16 protein-coding genes are annotated in these 18224 nt (G+C 72.3%); 5 read left to right on the top strand and 11 right to left on the bottom strand.

Annotated features, from left to right (window positions below; all coding sequences use genetic code 11):
• The first annotated feature begins 105 nt into the window (after window positions 1–105).
• On the top strand, window positions 106–684 hold the full coding sequence (locus tag CP982_RS19120) for an antibiotic biosynthesis monooxygenase (RefSeq protein ID WP_150511661.1): 579 nt from the start codon (window positions 106–108) through the stop codon (window positions 682–684).
• A gap of 12 nt (window positions 685–696) precedes the next feature.
• Here CP982_RS19120 and CP982_RS19115 read toward each other — a convergent pair whose 3' ends face one another.
• Together CP982_RS19115 and CP982_RS19110 are read right to left on the bottom strand one after the other, a co-directional pair.
• Window positions 697–1437, bottom strand: coding sequence for a class I SAM-dependent methyltransferase (locus tag CP982_RS19115; RefSeq protein WP_150511660.1), 741 nt, complete (start codon window positions 1435–1437; stop codon window positions 697–699).
• Between the two features lie 60 nt (window positions 1438–1497).
• Window positions 1498–2394 carry an MmyB family transcriptional regulator gene (locus tag CP982_RS19110; protein ID WP_150511659.1) on the bottom strand — a complete coding sequence of 299 codons (897 nt, stop codon included), beginning with the start codon at window positions 2392–2394 and terminating at the stop codon, window positions 1498–1500.
• Window positions 2395–2463: 69 nt separating this feature from the next.
• Between CP982_RS19110 and CP982_RS19105 the strand changes: the two genes are divergently transcribed.
• Entirely contained in the window at window positions 2464–2904 is a 441-nt protein-coding gene (locus CP982_RS19105) for a VOC family protein (RefSeq protein ID WP_150511658.1), read from the top strand.
• Between the two features lie 104 nt (window positions 2905–3008).
• Complete coding sequence (locus CP982_RS19100; RefSeq protein WP_229879441.1) at window positions 3009–4127, top strand: ADP-ribosylglycohydrolase family protein; 1119 nt, start codon at window positions 3009–3011, stop codon at window positions 4125–4127.
• Between the two features lie 85 nt (window positions 4128–4212).
• Here CP982_RS19100 and CP982_RS19095 read toward each other — a convergent pair whose 3' ends face one another.
• The 4 genes from CP982_RS19095 to CP982_RS19080 all read right to left on the bottom strand — a co-directional run bounded on the left by CP982_RS19095 (window position 4213) and on the right by CP982_RS19080 (window position 8774).
• Window positions 4213–4989 (bottom strand): DJ-1/PfpI family protein, encoded by a 777-nt coding sequence (locus CP982_RS19095; RefSeq protein WP_150511657.1) that lies wholly within the window; start codon window positions 4987–4989, stop codon window positions 4213–4215.
• Window positions 4986–5972, bottom strand: coding sequence for a GlxA family transcriptional regulator (locus tag CP982_RS19090; RefSeq protein WP_425329815.1), 987 nt, complete (start codon window positions 5970–5972; stop codon window positions 4986–4988). Before CP982_RS19090 ends, CP982_RS19095 begins: the two co-directional genes overlap by 4 nt.
• A gap of 190 nt (window positions 5973–6162) precedes the next feature.
• Entirely contained in the window at window positions 6163–7725 is a 1563-nt protein-coding gene (locus CP982_RS19085; RefSeq protein ID WP_150511655.1) for a sodium:solute symporter family protein, read from the bottom strand.
• Window positions 7726–7988: 263 nt separating this feature from the next.
• Entirely contained in the window at window positions 7989–8774 is a 786-nt protein-coding gene (locus CP982_RS19080; RefSeq protein WP_150511654.1) for an SDR family oxidoreductase, read from the bottom strand.
• Between the two features lie 74 nt (window positions 8775–8848).
• Here CP982_RS19080 and CP982_RS19070 point away from each other — a divergent pair, with 74 nt between their 5' ends.
• Entirely contained in the window at window positions 8849–9775 is a 927-nt protein-coding gene (locus CP982_RS19070) for a hypothetical protein (RefSeq protein WP_229879443.1), read from the top strand.
• 108 nt (window positions 9776–9883) lie between these two features.
• Here CP982_RS19070 and CP982_RS19065 read toward each other — a convergent pair whose 3' ends face one another.
• From CP982_RS19065 to CP982_RS19055, 3 genes are all read right to left on the bottom strand, one after another.
• Window positions 9884–10093: a DUF397 domain-containing protein gene (locus tag CP982_RS19065; RefSeq protein WP_150511652.1), complete on the bottom strand. Its 210-nt coding sequence runs from the start codon at window positions 10091–10093 to the stop codon at window positions 9884–9886.
• Between the two features lie 283 nt (window positions 10094–10376).
• Window positions 10377–11234 (bottom strand): helix-turn-helix domain-containing protein, encoded by an 858-nt coding sequence (locus CP982_RS19060; RefSeq protein WP_150511651.1) that lies wholly within the window; start codon window positions 11232–11234, stop codon window positions 10377–10379.
• Window positions 11235–11698: 464 nt separating this feature from the next.
• Window positions 11699–12460, bottom strand: a complete 762-nt coding sequence (locus tag CP982_RS19055; protein ID WP_150511650.1) for a GOLPH3/VPS74 family protein — start codon at window positions 12458–12460, stop codon at window positions 11699–11701.
• Between the two features lie 178 nt (window positions 12461–12638).
• On the opposite strand from CP982_RS19055, the gene CP982_RS42545 reads away from it, so the two are divergent.
• Window positions 12639–15239: a D-alanyl-D-alanine carboxypeptidase gene (locus CP982_RS42545; RefSeq protein ID WP_229879445.1), complete on the top strand. Its 2601-nt coding sequence runs from the start codon at window positions 12639–12641 to the stop codon at window positions 15237–15239.
• Between the two features lie 94 nt (window positions 15240–15333).
• Here the strand turns inward: CP982_RS42545 and CP982_RS19045 are convergent, their stop codons facing one another.
• Window positions 15334–16998: a hypothetical protein gene (locus CP982_RS19045; protein WP_150511649.1), complete on the bottom strand. Its 1665-nt coding sequence runs from the start codon at window positions 16996–16998 to the stop codon at window positions 15334–15336.
• A gap of 308 nt (window positions 16999–17306) precedes the next feature.
• On the bottom strand, window positions 17307–18206 hold the full coding sequence (locus CP982_RS19040; RefSeq protein ID WP_150511648.1) for a MerR family transcriptional regulator: 900 nt from the start codon (window positions 18204–18206) through the stop codon (window positions 17307–17309).
• Between the last annotated feature and the right edge of the window lie 18 nt (window positions 18207–18224).

The raw sequence follows: 18224 nt of genomic DNA, 5'->3' as shown, positions 1-18224 counted from the left end.
GCCGAAGAGGAGCCGCACCCGGAACCCGGCCCCGTGCCCGCCGACGCCCCGGCCGGACGTTGCCGCTTGACCTCAAGCGCGCTTGACGTACGAGGGTCGCTGACCATGACACCCTTCCTGGAACTCGTCCACCCCGCAGCGGGGACCGCGCTGATCAGTGAGTGGATCACGGCCACGCCCGAGCGGACGTGGGCCGCCGCCGACGCGGTGGTCGAGGAGTGGGCGGCGGGGGAGTGGCCGTCCGCGCTGCTCGCCCAGCACGTGTTCCGCGCGACGGACGGCACGGACCTGCTCTTCTACGCCCAGTGGACCAGCGACGAGGAGCACCTGACGTGGGCGCGGGCCCGGCGCGGCGCGCTCGTGAGCCGGGTCGACTCGCTGGTGCCGGGCATCGAGCGGCCGGGGCTCCACCGGACCCGCCTCCACCGCAGCGTGGTGCACCACGGCGGCCGCCCGCCCTGCGTGCTCGCGGTGACCAGGACGGCGGTGGGCGCGGTCGTGGCGGCACCGGGCCTGTTCGCGGCGCACGTCCACCTGACGGCGGACGGCGAGGAGACCTTCGTCATCGAGGAGTGGACCGACGCCGCCTCCTTCGGAGCGGCCGTACGCACCGGCGGCCGCGCCTCCAAGCGGTACACGCTCCACCAGTCGTTCCTCAACGAGGGTGGCGGCCGCCCGGTGTGAGCCCGGCGGGACTTACGGTTTGTGGGTCACCCAGAGCAGTTCCGCGGGCCAGCGGTGGGCCCAGTCGGGTGGGTCGGTCTCGTTGTAGCCGTTGGGTGTTTCGGGGTCGGGGCGTGGCTCGATGAGGTCGTCGATGACGAGGCCCGCGCGGCGCAGGACCCTGACCCAGTCGCCGTAGGTGAGCTGATAGCTGGTCGCGCCGCCGCCCTCGGCGATGGTGTTCAGCCCGAAGTAGTCCTGTTGCAGCGTGGTCGTCACGCGGCTCGCGGCGTCGTCGTAGCACGCTTCGAACCAGGGGCTGGCGACGTTGAACACCAGGCGCCCGCCCGGGCGCAGGACGCGGGCGGCCTGGGGGACGGCCAGGTGCGGGGGTGCCCAGCTGAGCCCGCCGAAGTCGCAGAACACCAGGTCGAAGCTTTCGGCGGCGAAGGGGAGGTGTTCGGCGGCGCCTTGCACCAGGGGGTAGCGGTCCGCTCCCATGGCGCGGGCCGCCGCGGTGAGCTGGGCTTCGGACAGGTCGAGCCCGACCACGGTGGCGCCCTCGGCGGCGAGCGCCCTGGACCACTGGCCGGCGCCGCAGCCGAGTTCGAGGACGCGCTTGCCGGTGACGTCGCCCAGGGCGTTCAGGTGCGCGTCGGGGATGGAGTACATGCCCCACAGCCGGGGCGCGGCGCCGATGTGCGGGTCGTGCTTGTGCTGGTAGGCGCTGCTGATCCGGTTCCAGAGCCGCCGGTTGGCGGGGATGCTGTCCACGCGCCGACTCCAGCACTGCCTGCCGGGGGCGGTCAACAGGATTGGCGCACGGGCCGTCGGTCAGGTACGACCCGGTGCGCGAGGGCCTCCGCCGACCGGCGTCTGCACCAGGACCGCCCCGCCCCGCGGCTCCGGGGTGAGCAGGAGGGTCATCTCGTACGGGCGTACGTCGCCGTCGGGAGCGGTGAGGGTGACGGCGCGCGGTGCGAAGTCGGCCACTGAGCGGCAGGCCCACCAGGCGTCGAGCTCGGGGCGCTCCGCGCGCAGCAGGGCGGTCACCTCGTGGCTGCGGGACGCCGGGGGCTCGCGGTCCGCGCGGGTGCGGAAGTGGCGGTAGAGGTCCGTGGCCAGCGGCTCCCAGTCGGGCAGGACGCGCTGGTGGCCCGGGTCGGTGGCCAGGAGCAGCAGGAGGTTGCGGCGGGCCGGGGGCACGTGGGCCGGGTCGGGCCAGAGCGCCGCGTACGGGCCGTTCCAGGCGCGCAGGTCCAGGGCCGGGTCGAGGAGCGCGGCGGGGGTGGCCCAGCCGTCCAGCATGGGCTGGTGGTCCACCGGCGTGGAGGGGCCCGTCTCGAAGGTGGCGAAGCCCGCCAGGCCGAGGGCGTGGCGGTGCGCCGCGGCGTCCAGGCGCAGGGTCCGCGCCACCGCGTCGAGGACCTGCCGCGAGGTGTCGACGCGGCCCTGCTCCAGCCAGGTGTACCAGGCCACCGAGACGCCCGAGAGCGCCGCGACCTCCTCGCGGCGCAGGCCGGACGTGCGACGCCGCGCCGTGCCCGGGAGCCCCACGTCGGCCGGGGCCACGCGCTCGCGGTGAGCACGCAGGAAGCCACCCAGCTCCCGCCGGAGCGCGGCGGGGTCGGTCGCCAGGGTCGCGGGCCGCGTCGGTGCCGCGGGCGCGGGCCGGGTGGGTGCCGCGGGCGCGGGCCGGGTGGTTGTCGGGGGCGGCGCCGGGTCCGTCATCGTGTTACCTCCACTCACCCCATGAACACCCGCCTGGTCGGCGGGCATTCCCCGCGCGAGCCTTGGCGCATGAGCAACGACACCGACCTCACCCCCACCGTCTGGCGCCGCGTCAACGACTCCTCCGGCTTCGCCGCGCCCCGCACCCTCATCCGCGTCTACACCCCCCTCGGCACCCTGGAGTCCGTCACCTCCTTCTACGAGCGGCTGCTCGGCGTGGAGCGGGACATGCGGTTCACGTATCCGGAGAAGCGGCTCACGCTCGCCGTCGTCGGGAGCTTCCTGCTCGTCGAGGGCGACGAGGAGACGCTCGCGCCGTTCCGGGCCACGGACGGCACGCTGATCGTCGACTCCGCCGAGACGTATCTGGCCCGGCTCGCGGCGGAGGAGGGCACGGAGGTCCTGGACCCGCCGCACCGGGTCCCGACCGGCACGGGCTTCACCGTGCGGCACCCCGACGGCACCGTCGTCGAATACGTCGAACACCGCCCAACTCCCGACGGGAACTAGGGAAACCGCACCTTCCGCACAAACCACGTGCACCCTGAACCCACCGTTCCCGTTCGATTACAGTGCTGCGGAGTCGGACGCCGAGGCACGGGAAAGGGGGTTCGGTGAGTGCCGTAGCAACCACGGGGGTGTGGGGCCGCACCGAGCAGCAGGACTTCCGCAGCCGGGTCCGCGGCACGCTGCTCGCGGCCGCCGTCGGGGACGCGCTCGGCGCGCCCGTGGACGGGGCGGACCTGGCGGAGATCCGGGCCGCGCACGGCGCCGAGGGCCTCACCGAACTCGCGCCCGCGCACGGCAGGCGCGGCGCCGTCACCGCCGTCACGCAGCTGTCGCTTTTCACCGTGGACGGGCTCATCCGGGCCCAGGTGCGGCGCGACACGGGAGCCTGGCACCCGCCGACCGATCTGCACCGGGCCTATCTGCGGTGGGCCGTCACCCAGCACGACTGGGGGCCCGACGAGCGGCGCAAGGAGGACGGCTGGCTGGCGCGCGAGGAGTGGCTGTACTCGCGCCGCGCGCCCGCCCGCGCCTGTCTCACCGGGCTCGCCGACGACCGCATGGGCACGCTCGACGTGCCCAAGAACCCGGGCGAGCGCGGAGCGGAGGCCGCCGCCAGGTCCGCGGCCTTCGGGCTGCTCGTGGGGTGGGAGCCGCAGCTCGTGCTGCAGCTCGCCGTGGAGTGCGCCGTGCAGACGCACGGGCACCCGCAGGCCTACCTCGCCGCGGGCGCGCACGCCGTCCTCGTGCACGGTCTTGCCCGGGGCGAGTCCCTCGACGGGGCCGTGCAGCGCGCCCTTTCGCTGCTCGCCGCGCGGCCGGGCCACCAGCCCGTCACCGACGGTCTGCGGCACGCGCTCGGCGCCGTACGGCAGGGCATGCCGAACGCGGCCCGCGTCGAGGAGCTGATCGGCGAGGGCGACGCGGAGGGCGTGCTCTCCGCCGCCGTGTACTGCGCCCTCGTGGGCGAGGACGTCCGCCACGGCCTGCGCCTCGCCGTCAACCACGGCGCGTCCTCCACGGCGGCGGGCGCGCTGTGCGGGGCGCTGCTCGGCGCCCTGCACGGCGAGACCGCGCTGCCGCCCGGCTGGCTCACCGAACTGGAGGGCCGCGCCACCGTCCTGGAACTCGCGGACGACTTCGCCATGGAGATGACCCAGGGACCCGCCCTCCACAGCCCAGCAGGCGCGTCCCCAGGCTGGCTGGCCCGCTACCCGAGAGCGTGACGGGGGGCGCGCCTTTGGGGCGCGCCCCAAAGGGGCGCGGGGAACTGCGCGACCAGCCACGACGAACCCGCAGACGAACGAGGTTCTACACCTGAGAGTCCTCCAGGAGCTTGAGGGCCCGGGCCCTCAACTCCGCACTGGCCCGACGCCAGTCGCCCGCATCGAAGGGCGGACGCGGGTCGTACTCGACCGCCAGCTGAATCGCCCGCGCGGTGTCGTCGTCGGTGAGCCGCGCCGCGAGGTGCAGCGCCATGTCGATCCCCGCCGAGACCCCGGCCGACGTGAGGAACTTCCCCGACTCCACGTAGCGTTCGGGTACGTACGTCACGTCGAAGGTCTTCTCCAGGTACTCCGCCGATGCCCAGTACGTCGTCGCGCGGCGGCCGTCGAGCAGCCCGGCGGAGGCCAGCACCAGGGAGCCCGTGCACACGGAGGTGGTGAAGCGGGTGTGCCGGTTCGTGGCGCGGATCCACTTCAGGAGGGTCTGGTTCCGCATCGCCGCGATGAGGCCGCGGTTGCCCGCGCCGGGGACGAGGAGCACGTCCAGGCGGCCCGCCTCGTCGAGGGAGCGGTCCGCGACGACGGCCACGTCACCGGTGTCGGTGCGCACCGGGCCGCGCCGCTCGGCCACCATCGTGACGCTCGCGCCCGGCACGCGCGAGAGCACCTCGGCGGGGCCCGTGGGGTCGAGGAGGCTGTAGCCGTCGTAGAGGAGGATGCCGATCCGGGGGCCCGCGGTGCCGGGCTCGCGGGGTGCGTCGGCATGGGCGGGGGCGGTCCGCGCGGCGATTCCCGCGGTGGCGAGCGCGGCCGTGGCGGCGGTGGAGCGCAGCACGGTGCGGCGTGTCGTGGGGTGCGTCATGCCCCGGGAGTCTGCCGCCGGGAGCCCGCCCGCGGCCGTGGCATGTCCGGCATCTTGCGCATCGTGTCCCCGCTGACGCCGTACGCGTCGAGAAAGGCCTGGCGCAGCGTCTGCGCGGAGCCGAAGCCGCAGCGGCGGGCGATCGCGGCGAGGGGCAGCGCGCTGGAGCGTACGAGGTGCGCGGCCGCCTCGGTGCGGGCGGCGCGCACCGCGCGGGCCGGGGTGGTGCCGAGGTGCGCGGCGAACAGGCGCGTCAGATGCCGGGTGCTCACGCCCGCGCGGGCGGCGAGCGCGGCCGGGGACAGGTCCTCGGCCAGGTGCGCGGCGATGTGCACCGCCAGATCGCGGACCAGGCGGTCGCCCGGCGGCGGCGCCGCGAGGAACATGCTGATCTGCGCCTGGTCGGCGGGCCTGTGCAGATACGAGACCAGCTCGCGGGCGACGGCCCGCGCCAGGGTCGGGCCGTGGTCGTCCTCGATCAGGGACAGGGTGAGGTCGAGGGCGCTGGTGACGCCCGCCGCGGTGTAGACGTTGCCGTCGCGTATGTACAGCGGGGCGGTGTCGACGGCCACCGCCGGGTGCCGCGCGGCCAGTTCGGCGCCGTAGCGCCAGTGCGTGGTGGCGCGGCGGTGGTCCAACAGGCCCGCGGCGGCCAGGACGTAGGCGCCGGTGCACACGGACGCGACCCGGCGGCTCGCGCGCGCGAGCCGCCGGACCTGGGTGACCAGGCGGGTGTCGGCCGCCGCCCGCGCGTACCCGCCGCCGCCCGCCACGAGCAGCGTGTCAAGCGGCCCGGCCACCTCCTCCAGGCTCCGGCAGGCCCCGAGGGCGATCCCGGCACTGCTCCTCGCGGGGGCGCGCCCGACGGTCCCGAGCTCGATCTCGTACGGCGGGTCGGCCCCGTGCCGGTTGGCCAGGTCCAACGCCCCGCTGGGACAGGCGACATCGAGGATCTGGGAGTCGTCGTACGCCACGATGAGTATGCGTCTCGCGCTGAGCATGGGGGCATCTCACCATGCCGGTGCGGGCCCGCTGCCGGGTGCGCCGCCGTCGTGGTGTTCCGCCGCTCCGCGGCGGATTTTTCCCGCCCGCCCGCCCCAAAAGGGGCGGGCGGGCGGGAGAAGCGAGCGCGTCAGCGCGAAGCCACCCGCGGACGAGGGACGGCAGAAGGCGCTACGACACCGGCTTCGAAGGGGCGGGCTCTGCCTGGCCGGGCAGGGGGAGAGCCGCGGCGGCGGAGTCGCCGTCCGTGTTGATGCGCTCGATGAGCGCGTCGCGCTCGGGGGTGTCCTCCGGTTTCACCCAGCCGATGACGACGTACAGGACCAGCGAGACCGCCAGCGGTATGGACACCTGGTACTGGAGGGGTACGCCGCCGTCGACGTTCCAGTGGACGGGGTAGTTGACCAGCCAGAAGGCGAGCAGCCCCAGGGCCCAGCTGGTGAGCGCGGCCGTGGGGCCCGAGCGGCGGAAGGTGCGCAGGAGGCCCAGCATCATCGGGATGGCGATGGGGCCCATGAGTCCGGCGACCCACTTGATGACGACGGTGATGATGTCGTTGAAGGTGGGGGAGTTGACCTGCGTGGCCACCGCCATGGAGAGGCCGAGGAAGACGACCGTGGTGAGGCGGGCGGCGAGGAGTCCCGCGCGGTCCGTCCACTGCCGGGCCCTGCGCGACAGGACGGGTGCCACGTCCCGGGTGAAGACGGCCGCGATGGCGTTGGCGTCGGAGGAGCACATGGCCATCGTGTGCGAGAAGAAGCCGACGATGACCAGGCCCAACAGGCCGTGCGGAAGGAGCTGTTCGGTCATCAGGGCGTACGAGTCCGAGCCGTCGGGCTTCTTCGCGTCGACGAGGAGCGGCGACATCCACATCGGGAAGAACAGCACCAGCGGCCACACCAGCCACAGCACGGCGGACAGCTTCGCGGACCGCGAGGCCTCGCGGGCGTTGGCCGTGGCCATGTAGCGCTGGGCCTGGTTGAGCATGCCGCCGTTGTACTCGAAGAGCTTGATGAAGAGGAAGGCGAGCAGGAACACCGTGCCGTACGGGCCGATCAGGGGCTTCTCGTGGCCGTCCAGCTCGGGGCGGTCCCAGACGCCGAAGAAGCCGCCGTAGTCGCCCAGCTCCACGACCACGGCCACGAACATCGCGATCCCGGCGAGCAACTGGATGACGAACTGGCCCAGCTCGGTCAGGGCGTCCGCCCACAGGCCGCCGATGGTGCAGTAGACGGCGGTGACGGCACCGGTGATGAGGATGCCCTGGTTCAGGGAGACGCCGGTGAACACGGACAGGAGCGTCGCGATCGCCGCCCACTTCGCGCCCACGTCCACGATCTTCAGGAGCATGCCGGACCAGGCGAGGGCCTGCTGGGTGGGCAGGTCGTAGCGGTTCTTGAGGTATTCGAGGGGGGACGCCACGTGCAGGCGCGAGCGCAGCCGGTTGATGCGCGGGGCGAAAAGGCGGGAGCCGATCGCGATGCCGAGCGCGATGGGGAAGGACCAGGTGACGAAGGACGTGACGCCGTAGGTGTAGGCGATTCCTGCGTAGCCGGTGAACATCACCGCGCTGTAGCCGGACATGTGGTGCGAGATGCCGGACAGCCACCACGGCATCTTGCCGCCCGCGGTGAAGAAGTCGCTGACGTTGTCCACGCGCTTGTGGGACCAGACGCCGATCGCGACCATCACGCCGAAGTAGCCGATGAGCACGGCCCAGTCGAGTCCGTTCATATCCCCCTCCCGGGGTCCGCCTTGTGAACTAGGTCAACTCCGTTGATCTGGTGGGAACTTCACCCGTGCGGCGCGGGAACGGCCGGGAAGGGCCCGCTCATCGTCGGTTCGGCCGCGTGGCGCGGACAACCGCCCGCACGGTCAAGAGGAAGTAAAATCGTTCGGGATGACGATCTCGATTCATGTACGTGACCAAATGAGGGCCGGGAAAGCCCCCGGCGACGGGCCGGGGGCAGGGGTGGGGGCCTGGCGGTGCCGGGGCCTCAGCGCATCAGCTCTCCCGCGTTCACCAGGAGCGACTGCCCGGTGATGGCCCGCGCCCGGTCCGACGCGAGGAACACGCACGCCTGCGCCACGTCCCCGTCCGTGGCGAGGTCGGGCAGCGCCATGCGCTCGGTGAGCCGCCGCTTCACCTCGGCCTCCGGCACGCCCTCGGCCCGCGCGGTCAGGGTCACGTACGCCTCCACCGGCGGGCCCCACATCCAGCCGGGCTGCACGGTGTTGACCCGGATCCGGTGCGGGCCCAGCTCGCGCGCCAGGGAGTACATCGCCGAGGTCAGCGCGCCCTTCGACGCCGCGTACGCCGCCTGCCGCACCTGGGAGGGCGCCGCCACCGACGACTGCGTACCGATGAGGACGACCGAGCCGCCGCGCTCCTTCAGGGCGGGCAGGCACGCCCGGGTCATGCGCAGCGAGCCGAGCAGGTTCACGTCCAGGACGCCCGCCCAGGCGGTGAAGTCGGCGTCCTGGAGCCCGCCGAAGTGGCTGTCGGACGCCGCGACCTGGACCAGCGCGTCGATGTCGCCGAACCGCTCGACGGCGAGGTCCGCGAGCGCCCCGCACTGGACCTCCTCGGTGATGTCCGTCGGCAGGTACGCGACGCGGGCGCCCCCGGGGTCCACCTCGGCGGCGGTCTTGGCGAGGTTCGCCTCCGTGCGGGCGCCGAGCACGGCGTTGCCGCCCTCGGCCACGACGGCCGCGGCCACCTCGTGGCCGAGCCCGGCGCCGACACCGGAGACGATCACGGTCTTTCCCTGGAGCAGCGGCATGCGGGCCTCCCGGCTCTGGCCTTATGTCTGACGGGGCGTCAGAGTATGGGTCCGCGCCGAAGAAGGGGAGAGGCATGGGCGACGACCCCCGGTCCACAGACGGCTCCCGGTCCACCGACGACTCCCGGCCGGCAGACGGCCCCCGGTCCGCCGACGACACCCGGTCCGCCGCGTCCGGTGGCGACGCGTACGGCGAGCTGGCCGCCGTCGGCCCGTACGGCGTGCGCCCGGGGCACGCGCTGATCACCATGGTCGAACCGCACCCGGGCCACGAGTTCGCGTACAACCGCTGGTACGAGGACGACCACTACTACGCGGGCGCGATGGCCATGCCCTGGATGTACGCGGGCCGGCGCTGGGTGGCGACCCGGGAGCTGCAACTCCTGCGCGTGCCCGAGAAGTCCGCGGTCGCGCGGCCCGTGACGGCGGGCTGCTATCTGTCGACGTACTGGATCACCGAAGGGCGCTACGACGAGCACATGAAGTGGACCGTCGCCATCAACAAGCGCCTCAACCGCGACGGCCGTGTCCACCAGGCCCGCACGCACGTGTTCACGGCCTTCCAGGACCACGAGGCGACCGTCTACCGCGACGGCGCCGCCGGGCCGCGCGACCTGCACGCCCTGGACCACCCGTACCAGGGGCTCGTCCTGGAGGTCATCGACGCCGCGGGGCCGCGGGAGCGCGCGGAGGTGCTCGAATGGCTGCGCGCCCGGCACCTGCCCCGGGCGCTCAGGGATTCGCCCGCCGCCATGGTGACCCTCTTCCGCCCGACGCCGCTGCCGGGCGACCGGATGACGTACGTGCGGCAGGTCGAGGGCGTGGACACCCGCCTGACGCTGCTGTGGTTCCTGGAGTGCGATCCGCGCGCGTGCTGGGCGGAGCGCTTCGCGGCGCGCGAGGCGGAGGTGGCCGCCGGGGGCCTGGGGCGGGTGGAGCTGCTCGCGCCGTTCATCCCGACGGTGCCGGGCACGGACCGGTACGTCGACCAGCTCCGCTAGCACCCGGGGGCAAGGCCGAGCCCCCTCGGCCGGGACGGCGGACCAGTCGAGAGGGCTCTGCGGGTGGAGCTATGCGGTTGTTGCTGCGGTTGCCTTCACTGGCACGTATCACCCGAGGTCGTGGGACCCTTCACGCACCTCGGTCACGAAGGCGTTCCACGAGTCGGCCGGGAAGGCGAGGACCGGGCCGCCCGTGACCTTCGAGTCGCGCACGGAAATGGCGCTCAGAACGGGGGACTTGACCTCGACGCACGCGCCGTTCCCGGTGGAGTAGGACGACTTGGTCCACGAGGGCGACGCGCCTTGCTGGATTGCCATGTTTGCTCCGTTTGTACAGTTGGTGAATTGCGCTGTCCCGCGGGAGAGCGGGATGCGCCAACAGCGCGGAATCCGCGTTGCTCTGTTGGCGTGAATGACGCTACTCGCCAACATCGAGTGGCGGATGGTTCGTTCACTCAACCGGATGGCATATTCCAGAGGGGTCTTCCGTCACGCCGAGGCAAAGGTGTACCGTGCGGCGCTTCCCGGGCTGGGCGGCCCTCGGCGATAAGCGGAAGGTCAACTTCCGAATACCGGGCGGGCGTATGTCAGCGGGTGTATGTCAGCGGGCGTAGTCCTTGGCGATGTCCGCGATCAGCTGCCGCGATTGCTCCACGTTCAGCGCCTGGGCCCGCAAATGCTCGTACATGACGCTGTACTGCTGCACGTCATTGGCCTTTTCCAGATACAGGTCACTGGTGACGCCCTCGATGTAGACGACGCTGGAATCCGACGCGTCCGGAAACTCCAGGATCGCGTACTGCCCATTCAGGCCGGGGTGCGCGCCCATCTCGAAGGGGATCACCTGCACCGTCACGTGCGGCAGCTGCGACTGCTCGACCAGGTACTCCAACTGCTCGCGCATCAGCGCGCGGTTGCCGACGACGCGGCGGAGGGCGGACTCGTCGAGGACGGTCCACAGGCGCAGCGGATTCTCCGGCGCGGCGATGCGCTCCTGGCGGCGCATGCGGACCTGGACCCGTTTCTCGATGTCCGTCGGTGTGGTCTCCGGCAGCGCGCCGGTGATCAGCGCCTCCGCGTACGGCCTGCTCTGCAGCAGACCGGGGACGACCTGCGGGTCGTAGACGCGCAGCGACGCGGCGTCGGTCTCCAGACCGATGTACACGCTGTACGGGATGTCGCCGAAGGAGTGCCACCAGCCCTGCTGGCGGGAGTCCTTGGCCATCTGCATCAGCGAGTCGACGATGCGGTGGTCCTCGACCTCGTACACCCCGCACAGATCGCGCACGTCGCGCTGGCTGATCGAGCGGCGGCCGTTCTCAAGGCGGCTGATCTTCGACTGCGAGACGAGCAGGCGCTCCGCCACCTCCTCCGCCGTCATGCCCTTGAGCTCACGGAGCCGCCGCAGCTCCTGGCCGAGCCGGCGACGCCTGACGGTGGGATTGACGTTGGACGCCACGGGAAGTGCACCTCCGGCAAATATGCCTCTACATTGCGTGTCTGCTGTGGAGCAGAGTGCCACCAAGGGGCAACTCGCCGCTGGGAAACAGCAGAACGGCGGTCATGTGGGGGTGCCGACGCCCCGACGGCGTCGCGCGTGCTTCTCAACAGGCGTGTTGTGTGCGGTGGTTGCCGTCGTGCGGGGCCCGGGCGCCGGTGCGACCGGCGTCCGGCCCCGCACGGCTCGACGGTTCCCGCGCCGGGTCTCGTGGGACCGGCGCGGAGTGCGTCACACGGTGCGGGTGACGCGGCGTGCGGTGGTGCTGCGTAGTGCGGTGCTGCGTGGTGCGGTGCCGTGCGCGGCGGCCGCTGCGGGCCGCGCGCCCGTGGTTCCGGTACCGATGCCGGTGTCGGCGCCCGTACCGGTCCCGGTGCGTGGTGCTGTGCCGCACGGGAATCGGCTCCCCGTGCGCGACCGCTCGGTCAGTGGGCCACGGCGCGGGCCATGGCTCCCGCACCCCGGCGCGGCTGCATCGGCACCCTGCCGGGTTCCGTCACCGCCCTCGCCGTCGGCCGTGCGCCCTGCTGTCCCGCCGTCGCGGGGCTGCGGCGCGGCTGCGCCGCCACGCCGTTCTGGACGTCCATCACGGCGTGCGCCACGAGGCCGCCCATCGGGTCGTGCCGGATCAGGTCCCGCAGCCGGGAGCGGGACGATCGTCCCTCGTTGCCCGGATACAGGTGCTTGCCGAGGCCGACCGCGTGGGCCAGCGCGGCGAGCGCCGCGGTCCGCGGGTCCGGCGGTACGCCGGTGCGGATCGCCGAATCGAGCCGGGACCTGATTTCCCGGCTGATCGCCGTGTCCGTCGCCTGGTAGCGAGTCGTCGGCAGCACTCCGCACATCTGGCCCGCCACGGCATGCACCATGCCGCACCGTTCCAGGTGTGAAAGGTAGGTCTGGCGCAGCCCCAGGCGGGGCCCGCCGATCCAGTGGACCGCGCGGACCGGGCTGCCGCGCCTGCGCAGCAGCTCCAGTGCGGAGTCCAGAGTCGGATCTCCCGTGGGCCGTGGCATCACCACGGCGATACGATCCCCGTCAGGGGCTATCCGTCCGGCCAGCGCCAGCTCCACTAGCTGTGCTCCGGCCAGACCGAGGTCGAGCGACTGCGGCTGCGCTGTGGTACCCGTGGTCGGGTCCAAAGCGAGCAGCAGAAGCTCCTCCGGAATTGTTCTGCGGCTCCTGCCCATCCATGCCTCCCCGCGTGGATGAATGACAGGGTGACCCCTCTCACATTGGTCTGTCGAGAGCGCGTGGGCGGTACGTACGGGAACCAGTAGGTATGTCGTTCTCGTCTACCACGGGGGTTAAGCCCTCACACAGGACACTGGTACATGGTTCGGACAGTGGGTCCGGGCCTCGGTCGGTGTGGCGAAGCACGGCGAGTACGGCGAGTACGAGGAGGAATCGGTGGCGGGCGAGTACCCCGACAGTTCGAAGACGGTTTCTGGCGGGGGCGCCTCTGAGGACGACGCGGCCGCCTCGCCCCCCACGCCCCCGAAGGCCAAGGCGGCCAAGGAGGCCAACGGGGACGCGCGCCTGCGGAACGCGGTGGCGGCCTGGGTCGCCTCCGCGGACGCGGAGGGCGACGAGGAACCCGAGGGCGAAGCGAAGCCCGAGGGCGGCGCGGGCGGCCGGGCGGGCGGTGTTCCTGCTGGCGGTGACGTTTCCGCTGAGGCGGATGCCGCGGCCGAGGACGCCGACGAGGCGGACGACAAGGCCTCGTCGAAGGCGGAGTCGGCCTCTGCCGGTGAGCCGAAGTCGGACACGGCCACGGCTGTGTTCCGGACCGACCGGCCGCGGGTCGAGACCTCTGACGGCGAGGAGGCCGACGCCGACAAGACCGCCGACGCGACCTCGTCGAAGACGGCGGAGGGCTCCGCCGGTGAGCCGAAGTCGGCCGCGGCTGTCCAGGTCGAGACCTCCGGTGACGAGGAGTCCGACGCCGGTGAGGGCGAGGGCGACGCCTCGTCGAAGGCGGAGTCGGGCTCCGTCGGTGAGCCGAAGTCCGATACGGCCACGGCTGTGTTCCGGACCGACCGGCCGCGGGTCGAGACCTCTGACGACGACGAGGCCGACGCCGGTGAGCCGCCCGCCGACCGGGCGACGGCGGTGCTCAAGACCGTGCCGTCGTGGGCGAAGAAGGACGCCGCCGAGGCGGAAGGTTCCGCCGGGGCCGCAGGTCAGAGCGAGTCCGCTACCGGTGCGGACGACGCCGACGAGCGTCCCGTGGACCAGGCGACGGCGGTGTTCAAGGCCGTCAAGCCGGACGCGGACGCCAAGTCGGACGCCAAGTCGGACACCAAGGCCGACGCCACCGACAAGCCCGGCGACGACAAGCCCGTCGACCAGGCCACCGCCGTCTTCAAGGCCGTCAAGCCCACCGGCTCCGGCTCCGGTGCCGGTGTCGACCAGCCCACCACCATGCTCAAGCTCGGCGACACCAAGGGCGACACCAAGGGCGAGAAGCCCAAGGCCGAGTCCGAGTCCGAGCGGACCAGCAAGTTCGTCGCGCTGAAGCCGCTCGACGAGCCCCGTGCCACCCCCGAGCGGAAGGCCCCGCCGCAGGGCGCGCCCAAGGCGCCCGCCGCCTCCGCCGCGGCCCCGGCCGCCCCGCGGGCGGCCGAGCCGGCGGCGCCGGAGGCCCCGGAGCCGACCACCCAGCAGCCGCTGCCGCCCAAGCCGCCGCTCGACCTGCTGGCCGAGCTGACGAACACGCCGCCGCCCGCGGAGACCCCGACCCGCACCCTCGTGCGGCGGTTCAAGATCTGGACGCCGCTCGTGGCGCTCCTGGCGATTGTGTTTGCAGTCGTACAGGCCGTACGTCCGCTCCCGGACGCGAAGCTCACCATGACCGCCAAGGACACGTTCTCCTTCGGCGGCGGCAAGCCCTCCATCCCTTGGCCCGCCGACGGCCAGGCCGCCATGGACGTGGACGGCATCGGCACCTTCGGCAGCTCGGGCAAGGCGAAGCCCGTGCCGATCGCGAGCATCGCGAAGGTGATGACGACGTATCTGATCCTGCGCGACCACCCCATCAAGAAGGGGACCGAGGGCAAGACGCTCACCGTCGACGCCGAGGCGCAGCGCCACTACGAGAAGGGCAAGCCGGAGAACGAGTCCGTGGTCAAGGTGACCGAGGGCCAGAAGATCAAGCAGTACGAGGCCCTCCAGGCCGTCATGCTGCCGTCCGCCAACAACGTCGCGCGGATGCTCGCGCGCTGGGACAGCGGCGGCGACGAGAAGAAGTTCGTGGCCAAGATGAACGAGACGGCCAAGGAACTCGGCATGACGAACACCCACTACACGGACCCGAGCGGCCTCGACAAGACCACCGTGTCGACCGCCGAGGACCTGGTGAAGCTCGGCCGGGTGGCGATGGAGAACCCGACGTTCAAGGAGATCGCCCGCCAGCCCAAGTACGACGACCTCAACGGCGACGAGCAGAAGAACTACTTCGGCCTCGTCCCGACGGTCGCCATCGGCATCAAGACCGGCACCACCACGGCCGCGGGCGGCAACATCCTGTTCGCCGCGGAGAAGCGGGTCGGCGGCAAGACCCACGTGATCATCGGCGCGGCCCTGGCCCAGTTCGGCAAGCCGGGCGTCGCCAACATCGACCAGGTCACGAACGTCGTGAAGGACCTGATCAGCGGCGGCCAGGACGCGCTCACGGCGAAGACGGTGGTGAAGAAGGGCACGGTCGTCGGCCACGTCGACGACGGCCTCGGCGGCGAGACGCCGGTCGTCACCACCAAGGACGTCACGGCCGTCGGCTGGTCCGGTCTGACCGCGAAGCTGGAGCTCGGCGACGGCGGCAAGAAGGTCCCGCACACGGCGAAGAAGGGCACGAAGGTCGGCGTCCTGTCCGTGGGCGACGGCACCAACGGCGCCATCAAGGTGCCGGTGGCCCTGGGCGAGGACCTCGCGGAGCCGGGCCTCGGCGCGAAGCTCACGCGGATCGGCTGACGCCGACGACGCGCGCGACAGCGCAAGCCGAAGGGGTGGGGGCGAGCCGGAAGGCTCGCCCCCACCCCTTCGTGGTGCGTCGGGTGGTGCCCGGTCAGTCCTTCTCGTTCTCGGGCGCGCACCGCGGCTGCGGGCCCGAGGGGCCGGAGTAGTTCGAGCCGATGCGCACGTCGCCGGGCTTGGTGACGGTCAGGCGCGTGAAGTCGCCGTCCTTGCGCAGACAGGCGCCCTCGGCCCACAGCCACGGCGAGTAGGCGACGCGGACGATGACGGAGCCGGGCTTCGCCATCCGGACCGTCATGTTGGCGCCGTCGGCGGCGAGCAGGGTGCCGGGCTCGTCGACCAGCGGCACCGGGTCCTTGACTCGGTAGATCCGCCAGTTGTCGTCGTTCCAGACCTCGGTGAGGTAGCTGGGCCCGCTGGTCACGAGGTTGTGCTCGCGCTCGGCGGCGCCGTCCGGCACGCTGTCGCCCTTGTAGAGCACGACGAAGCCGACGGCCCACTGGTTCAGCCAGGCGCGGTAGGAGGCCGAGCTGAAGGCGCCCTCCTTCACCTCGGAGACCGGGCGGCCCTCGTAGAAGAGCCGCCCGCGCTCGACGTCGGCCTGGCGGTTCCAGCCGCGCGCCATGTTGATGTACGGCGACAGGACGGCGGCCTCGCGGTGGTCGCGGGCCGGGACGACCTCGACGCGGGTGCGGTCGGCGCCGAGCCGCTTGAGCTCCTTGACGACGCCGTCGGTCTCCACGGCCCAGGTGGGCACCTTCGTGTACGCGACTATGTCGGAGGTCGTCTTGATCGACACCCAGATGAGGGACAGGGCGACGGCGCTGATGAGCAGGGCGTGCCGCCAGATCAGGGCGGGCTTGCCGTTGGGCTTGAGCAGCCGCACGCGCGGGAAGTCGCGGTTCAGGACGGCGGCGAGCACTATGGCGGGGGCCGCCAGCTCCGCGAGCCGCTCCACGTTCGTGCCGATCGGCGTGGGGATGACCCAGGTCAGCACGACGCCGACCGCGTACACGGCGGCGCCGAGCTTGAGCAGCCGCCAGGCGGGCGGCGCGGCCAGGATCACGACCAGACAGAGCAGCACCGGCGGGAAGATCCGTACGAACGCCATCGGCTGCTCGCCCTCGAAGGGGAACAGCCAGGTCGTGAGGCCGACGACGGCGAACGGCGGCAGGATCAGGCCGAGGGCCTTGCTCCACTCCCGCGACAGCAGGTAGGCGGCGCCCACCACGACGATGAAAAGGCCCGCCACCGGGCTGCCCATGGCCGCGAGCGCCGCGCAGGCCACGGCGGCCGCGAGCCGTCCGCGGCCGATCTTCCCGGAGACGGCGAGGACGGCCCCGACGCCGAAGGCCACGCCCAGCATGAAGGTGGCGCGCCCGCACACCACCTGGCACCACAGGGAGAAGCCGACGATGATCGACGGCCACAGGGGCTTGCGTATGCCGACGCGCGTGATGAGCGCGACGGCCATCCAGGTCGAGGCGAGGCCCGAGGCCATCGCCACGGTCCGCACGCCGAAGGCCGCCATGAGGTACGGCGAGATCACGCTGTAGTTGGCGGTGTGCACCCCGCCGTACCAGAAGAGGCCGTACGCCGAGCCGGGGTAGCGTCTGACGAAGCCGGCCCAGGCCTGCTGCGCCGCGAGGTCGCCGCCGCCGGTCGCGAAGACCGTCCACCACAGCGCGTAGAGCGGCAGTAGACCCAGCGTGATCATCAGCGGCAAGCGGTAGCGCCAGTACCAGGGCTCCCTCATGTCACTCCCCCGATGGGTTCGGGAGAGTGTCGGCGGAGACAGTTCGGCAGAGGCCACGGGCGGCGATCCGTTCGGCTGGCGGGGTCAACTCCTTCGGAGTAGACGCTAACCGCTGCGGAATGGTTGGCAGACAGCGACCCCGAGCCCAGGTATCCGTCAGTATGCGACTGATTGCGGCCGGTCGCAGTACGTCCACGTCAGGGCCGTCATGGCTGGTGCGCGTGGGCTTTCACGGGCCTGTCCGACGGGTGCGGGCCGCCTGGATATTTGCACTTGTGCGTTTGCTCACAAGGGTGCCCGTGGTGCTGTCAGCGCACCGGGAACGCCACGTCGCACACCTCGTCCTCGGGCCCGGCCGTGTCCCAGTCCGCGAAGTACACCTCCCGGCACGGCCCGGTGGGGACGAGCCCCTCGCGGGTGATCCACTCCTCCACGGTGTCGAACGCGGCGAGGATCTGCGGATAGAGGACCTGCGCCTTGGTGATGCGGACGTACGCCATCCGGTACGCGGGCTCCATGCGGGCGGTGAGGCCCTGGGACCGCCCCCGCTCCTTGACCCAGGCGCGGGCCGCCTCCAGGTCGGCGACGGGCACACAGGCCTCGGCGGGTCCGTCGCTCTCCTCGCTGACGTCGGAGTGGTAGATCACGAACGGCGGCCCGGTGATCCCGCCGCACTCCTCCGCGGCGGCCCGCTCCAGACGGCCGAGCGAGGTGCTGATCCACACGGGCAGCTCGTCGCTGACCAGGTGCCGGGTCTCGCTCACGACGGGGGTCTCGGGCACCTCGACGATCTTGACCTCGAACGTTCCTTGCATGGCGGTACTCCTTCCGGACAGACGGCCGCGGAGGTAGCCCACCAGGGTGCGCTGGGCCGCGTGCCGCTCCTCTACGCCCGCCCAGTAGCCGTCGAGCGCCGACGCGGCCCGCTCGCCGTCGAGCCGGACCACCGCCGCGATCTCCGCGAGCGGCATGTCCAGGCGCCGCAGGAGCGCGACGGTCCTGGCCTGCTCGACCTGCTCGGGCAGGTACGAGCGGTAGCCGGTCACCGCGTCCACGTGGGCGGGCGTGAGCAGGCCCTGCCGGTCGTAGAGCCGCAGCGCCTTCGCCGAGAGCCGGGTGCGGCGGGCGAAGGTGCCGATGCTCAGCAGACCGGCGGGCCTGCCGGAGCCGCAGCTGTCGGTGCTTTCGGTGCTGTCGGTGCTGTCCATGGGGGCATCCTCGGCGAC

This window comes from Streptomyces spectabilis, from assembly GCF_008704795.1.
Lineage (GTDB): Bacteria > Actinomycetota > Actinomycetes > Streptomycetales > Streptomycetaceae > Streptomyces > Streptomyces spectabilis.
The sequence above is the reverse complement of the archived record's forward strand: the minus strand, read 5'-3'. Positions and strand labels throughout refer to the sequence as shown.

Bases quoted from the DNA above. Each gene is read 5' to 3' on its own strand.
- CP982_RS19120 (WP_150511661.1), top strand. From the start codon at position 106: ATGACACCCTTCCTGGAACTCGTCCACCCCGCAGCGGGGACCGCGCTG.
- CP982_RS19110 (WP_150511659.1), bottom strand. From the start codon at position 2,394: ATGACGGACCCGGCGCCGCCCCCGACAACCACCCGGCCCGCGCCCGCG.
- CP982_RS19105 (WP_150511658.1), top strand. From the start codon at position 2,464: ATGAGCAACGACACCGACCTCACCCCCACCGTCTGGCGCCGCGTCAAC.
- CP982_RS19095 (WP_150511657.1), bottom strand. From the start codon at position 4,989: ATGACGCACCCCACGACACGCCGCACCGTGCTGCGCTCCACCGCCGCC.
- CP982_RS19085 (WP_150511655.1), bottom strand. From the start codon at position 7,725: ATGAACGGACTCGACTGGGCCGTGCTCATCGGCTACTTCGGCGTGATG.
- CP982_RS19080 (WP_150511654.1), bottom strand. From the start codon at position 8,774: ATGCCGCTGCTCCAGGGAAAGACCGTGATCGTCTCCGGTGTCGGCGCC.
- CP982_RS19070 (WP_229879443.1), top strand. From the start codon at position 8,849: ATGGGCGACGACCCCCGGTCCACAGACGGCTCCCGGTCCACCGACGAC.
- CP982_RS19065 (WP_150511652.1), bottom strand. From the start codon at position 10,093: ATGGCAATCCAGCAAGGCGCGTCGCCCTCGTGGACCAAGTCGTCCTAC.
- CP982_RS19055 (WP_150511650.1), bottom strand. From the start codon at position 12,460: ATGGGCAGGAGCCGCAGAACAATTCCGGAGGAGCTTCTGCTGCTCGCT.
- CP982_RS19045 (WP_150511649.1), bottom strand. From the start codon at position 16,998: ATGAGGGAGCCCTGGTACTGGCGCTACCGCTTGCCGCTGATGATCACG.
- CP982_RS19040 (WP_150511648.1), bottom strand. From the start codon at position 18,206: ATGGACAGCACCGACAGCACCGAAAGCACCGACAGCTGCGGCTCCGGC.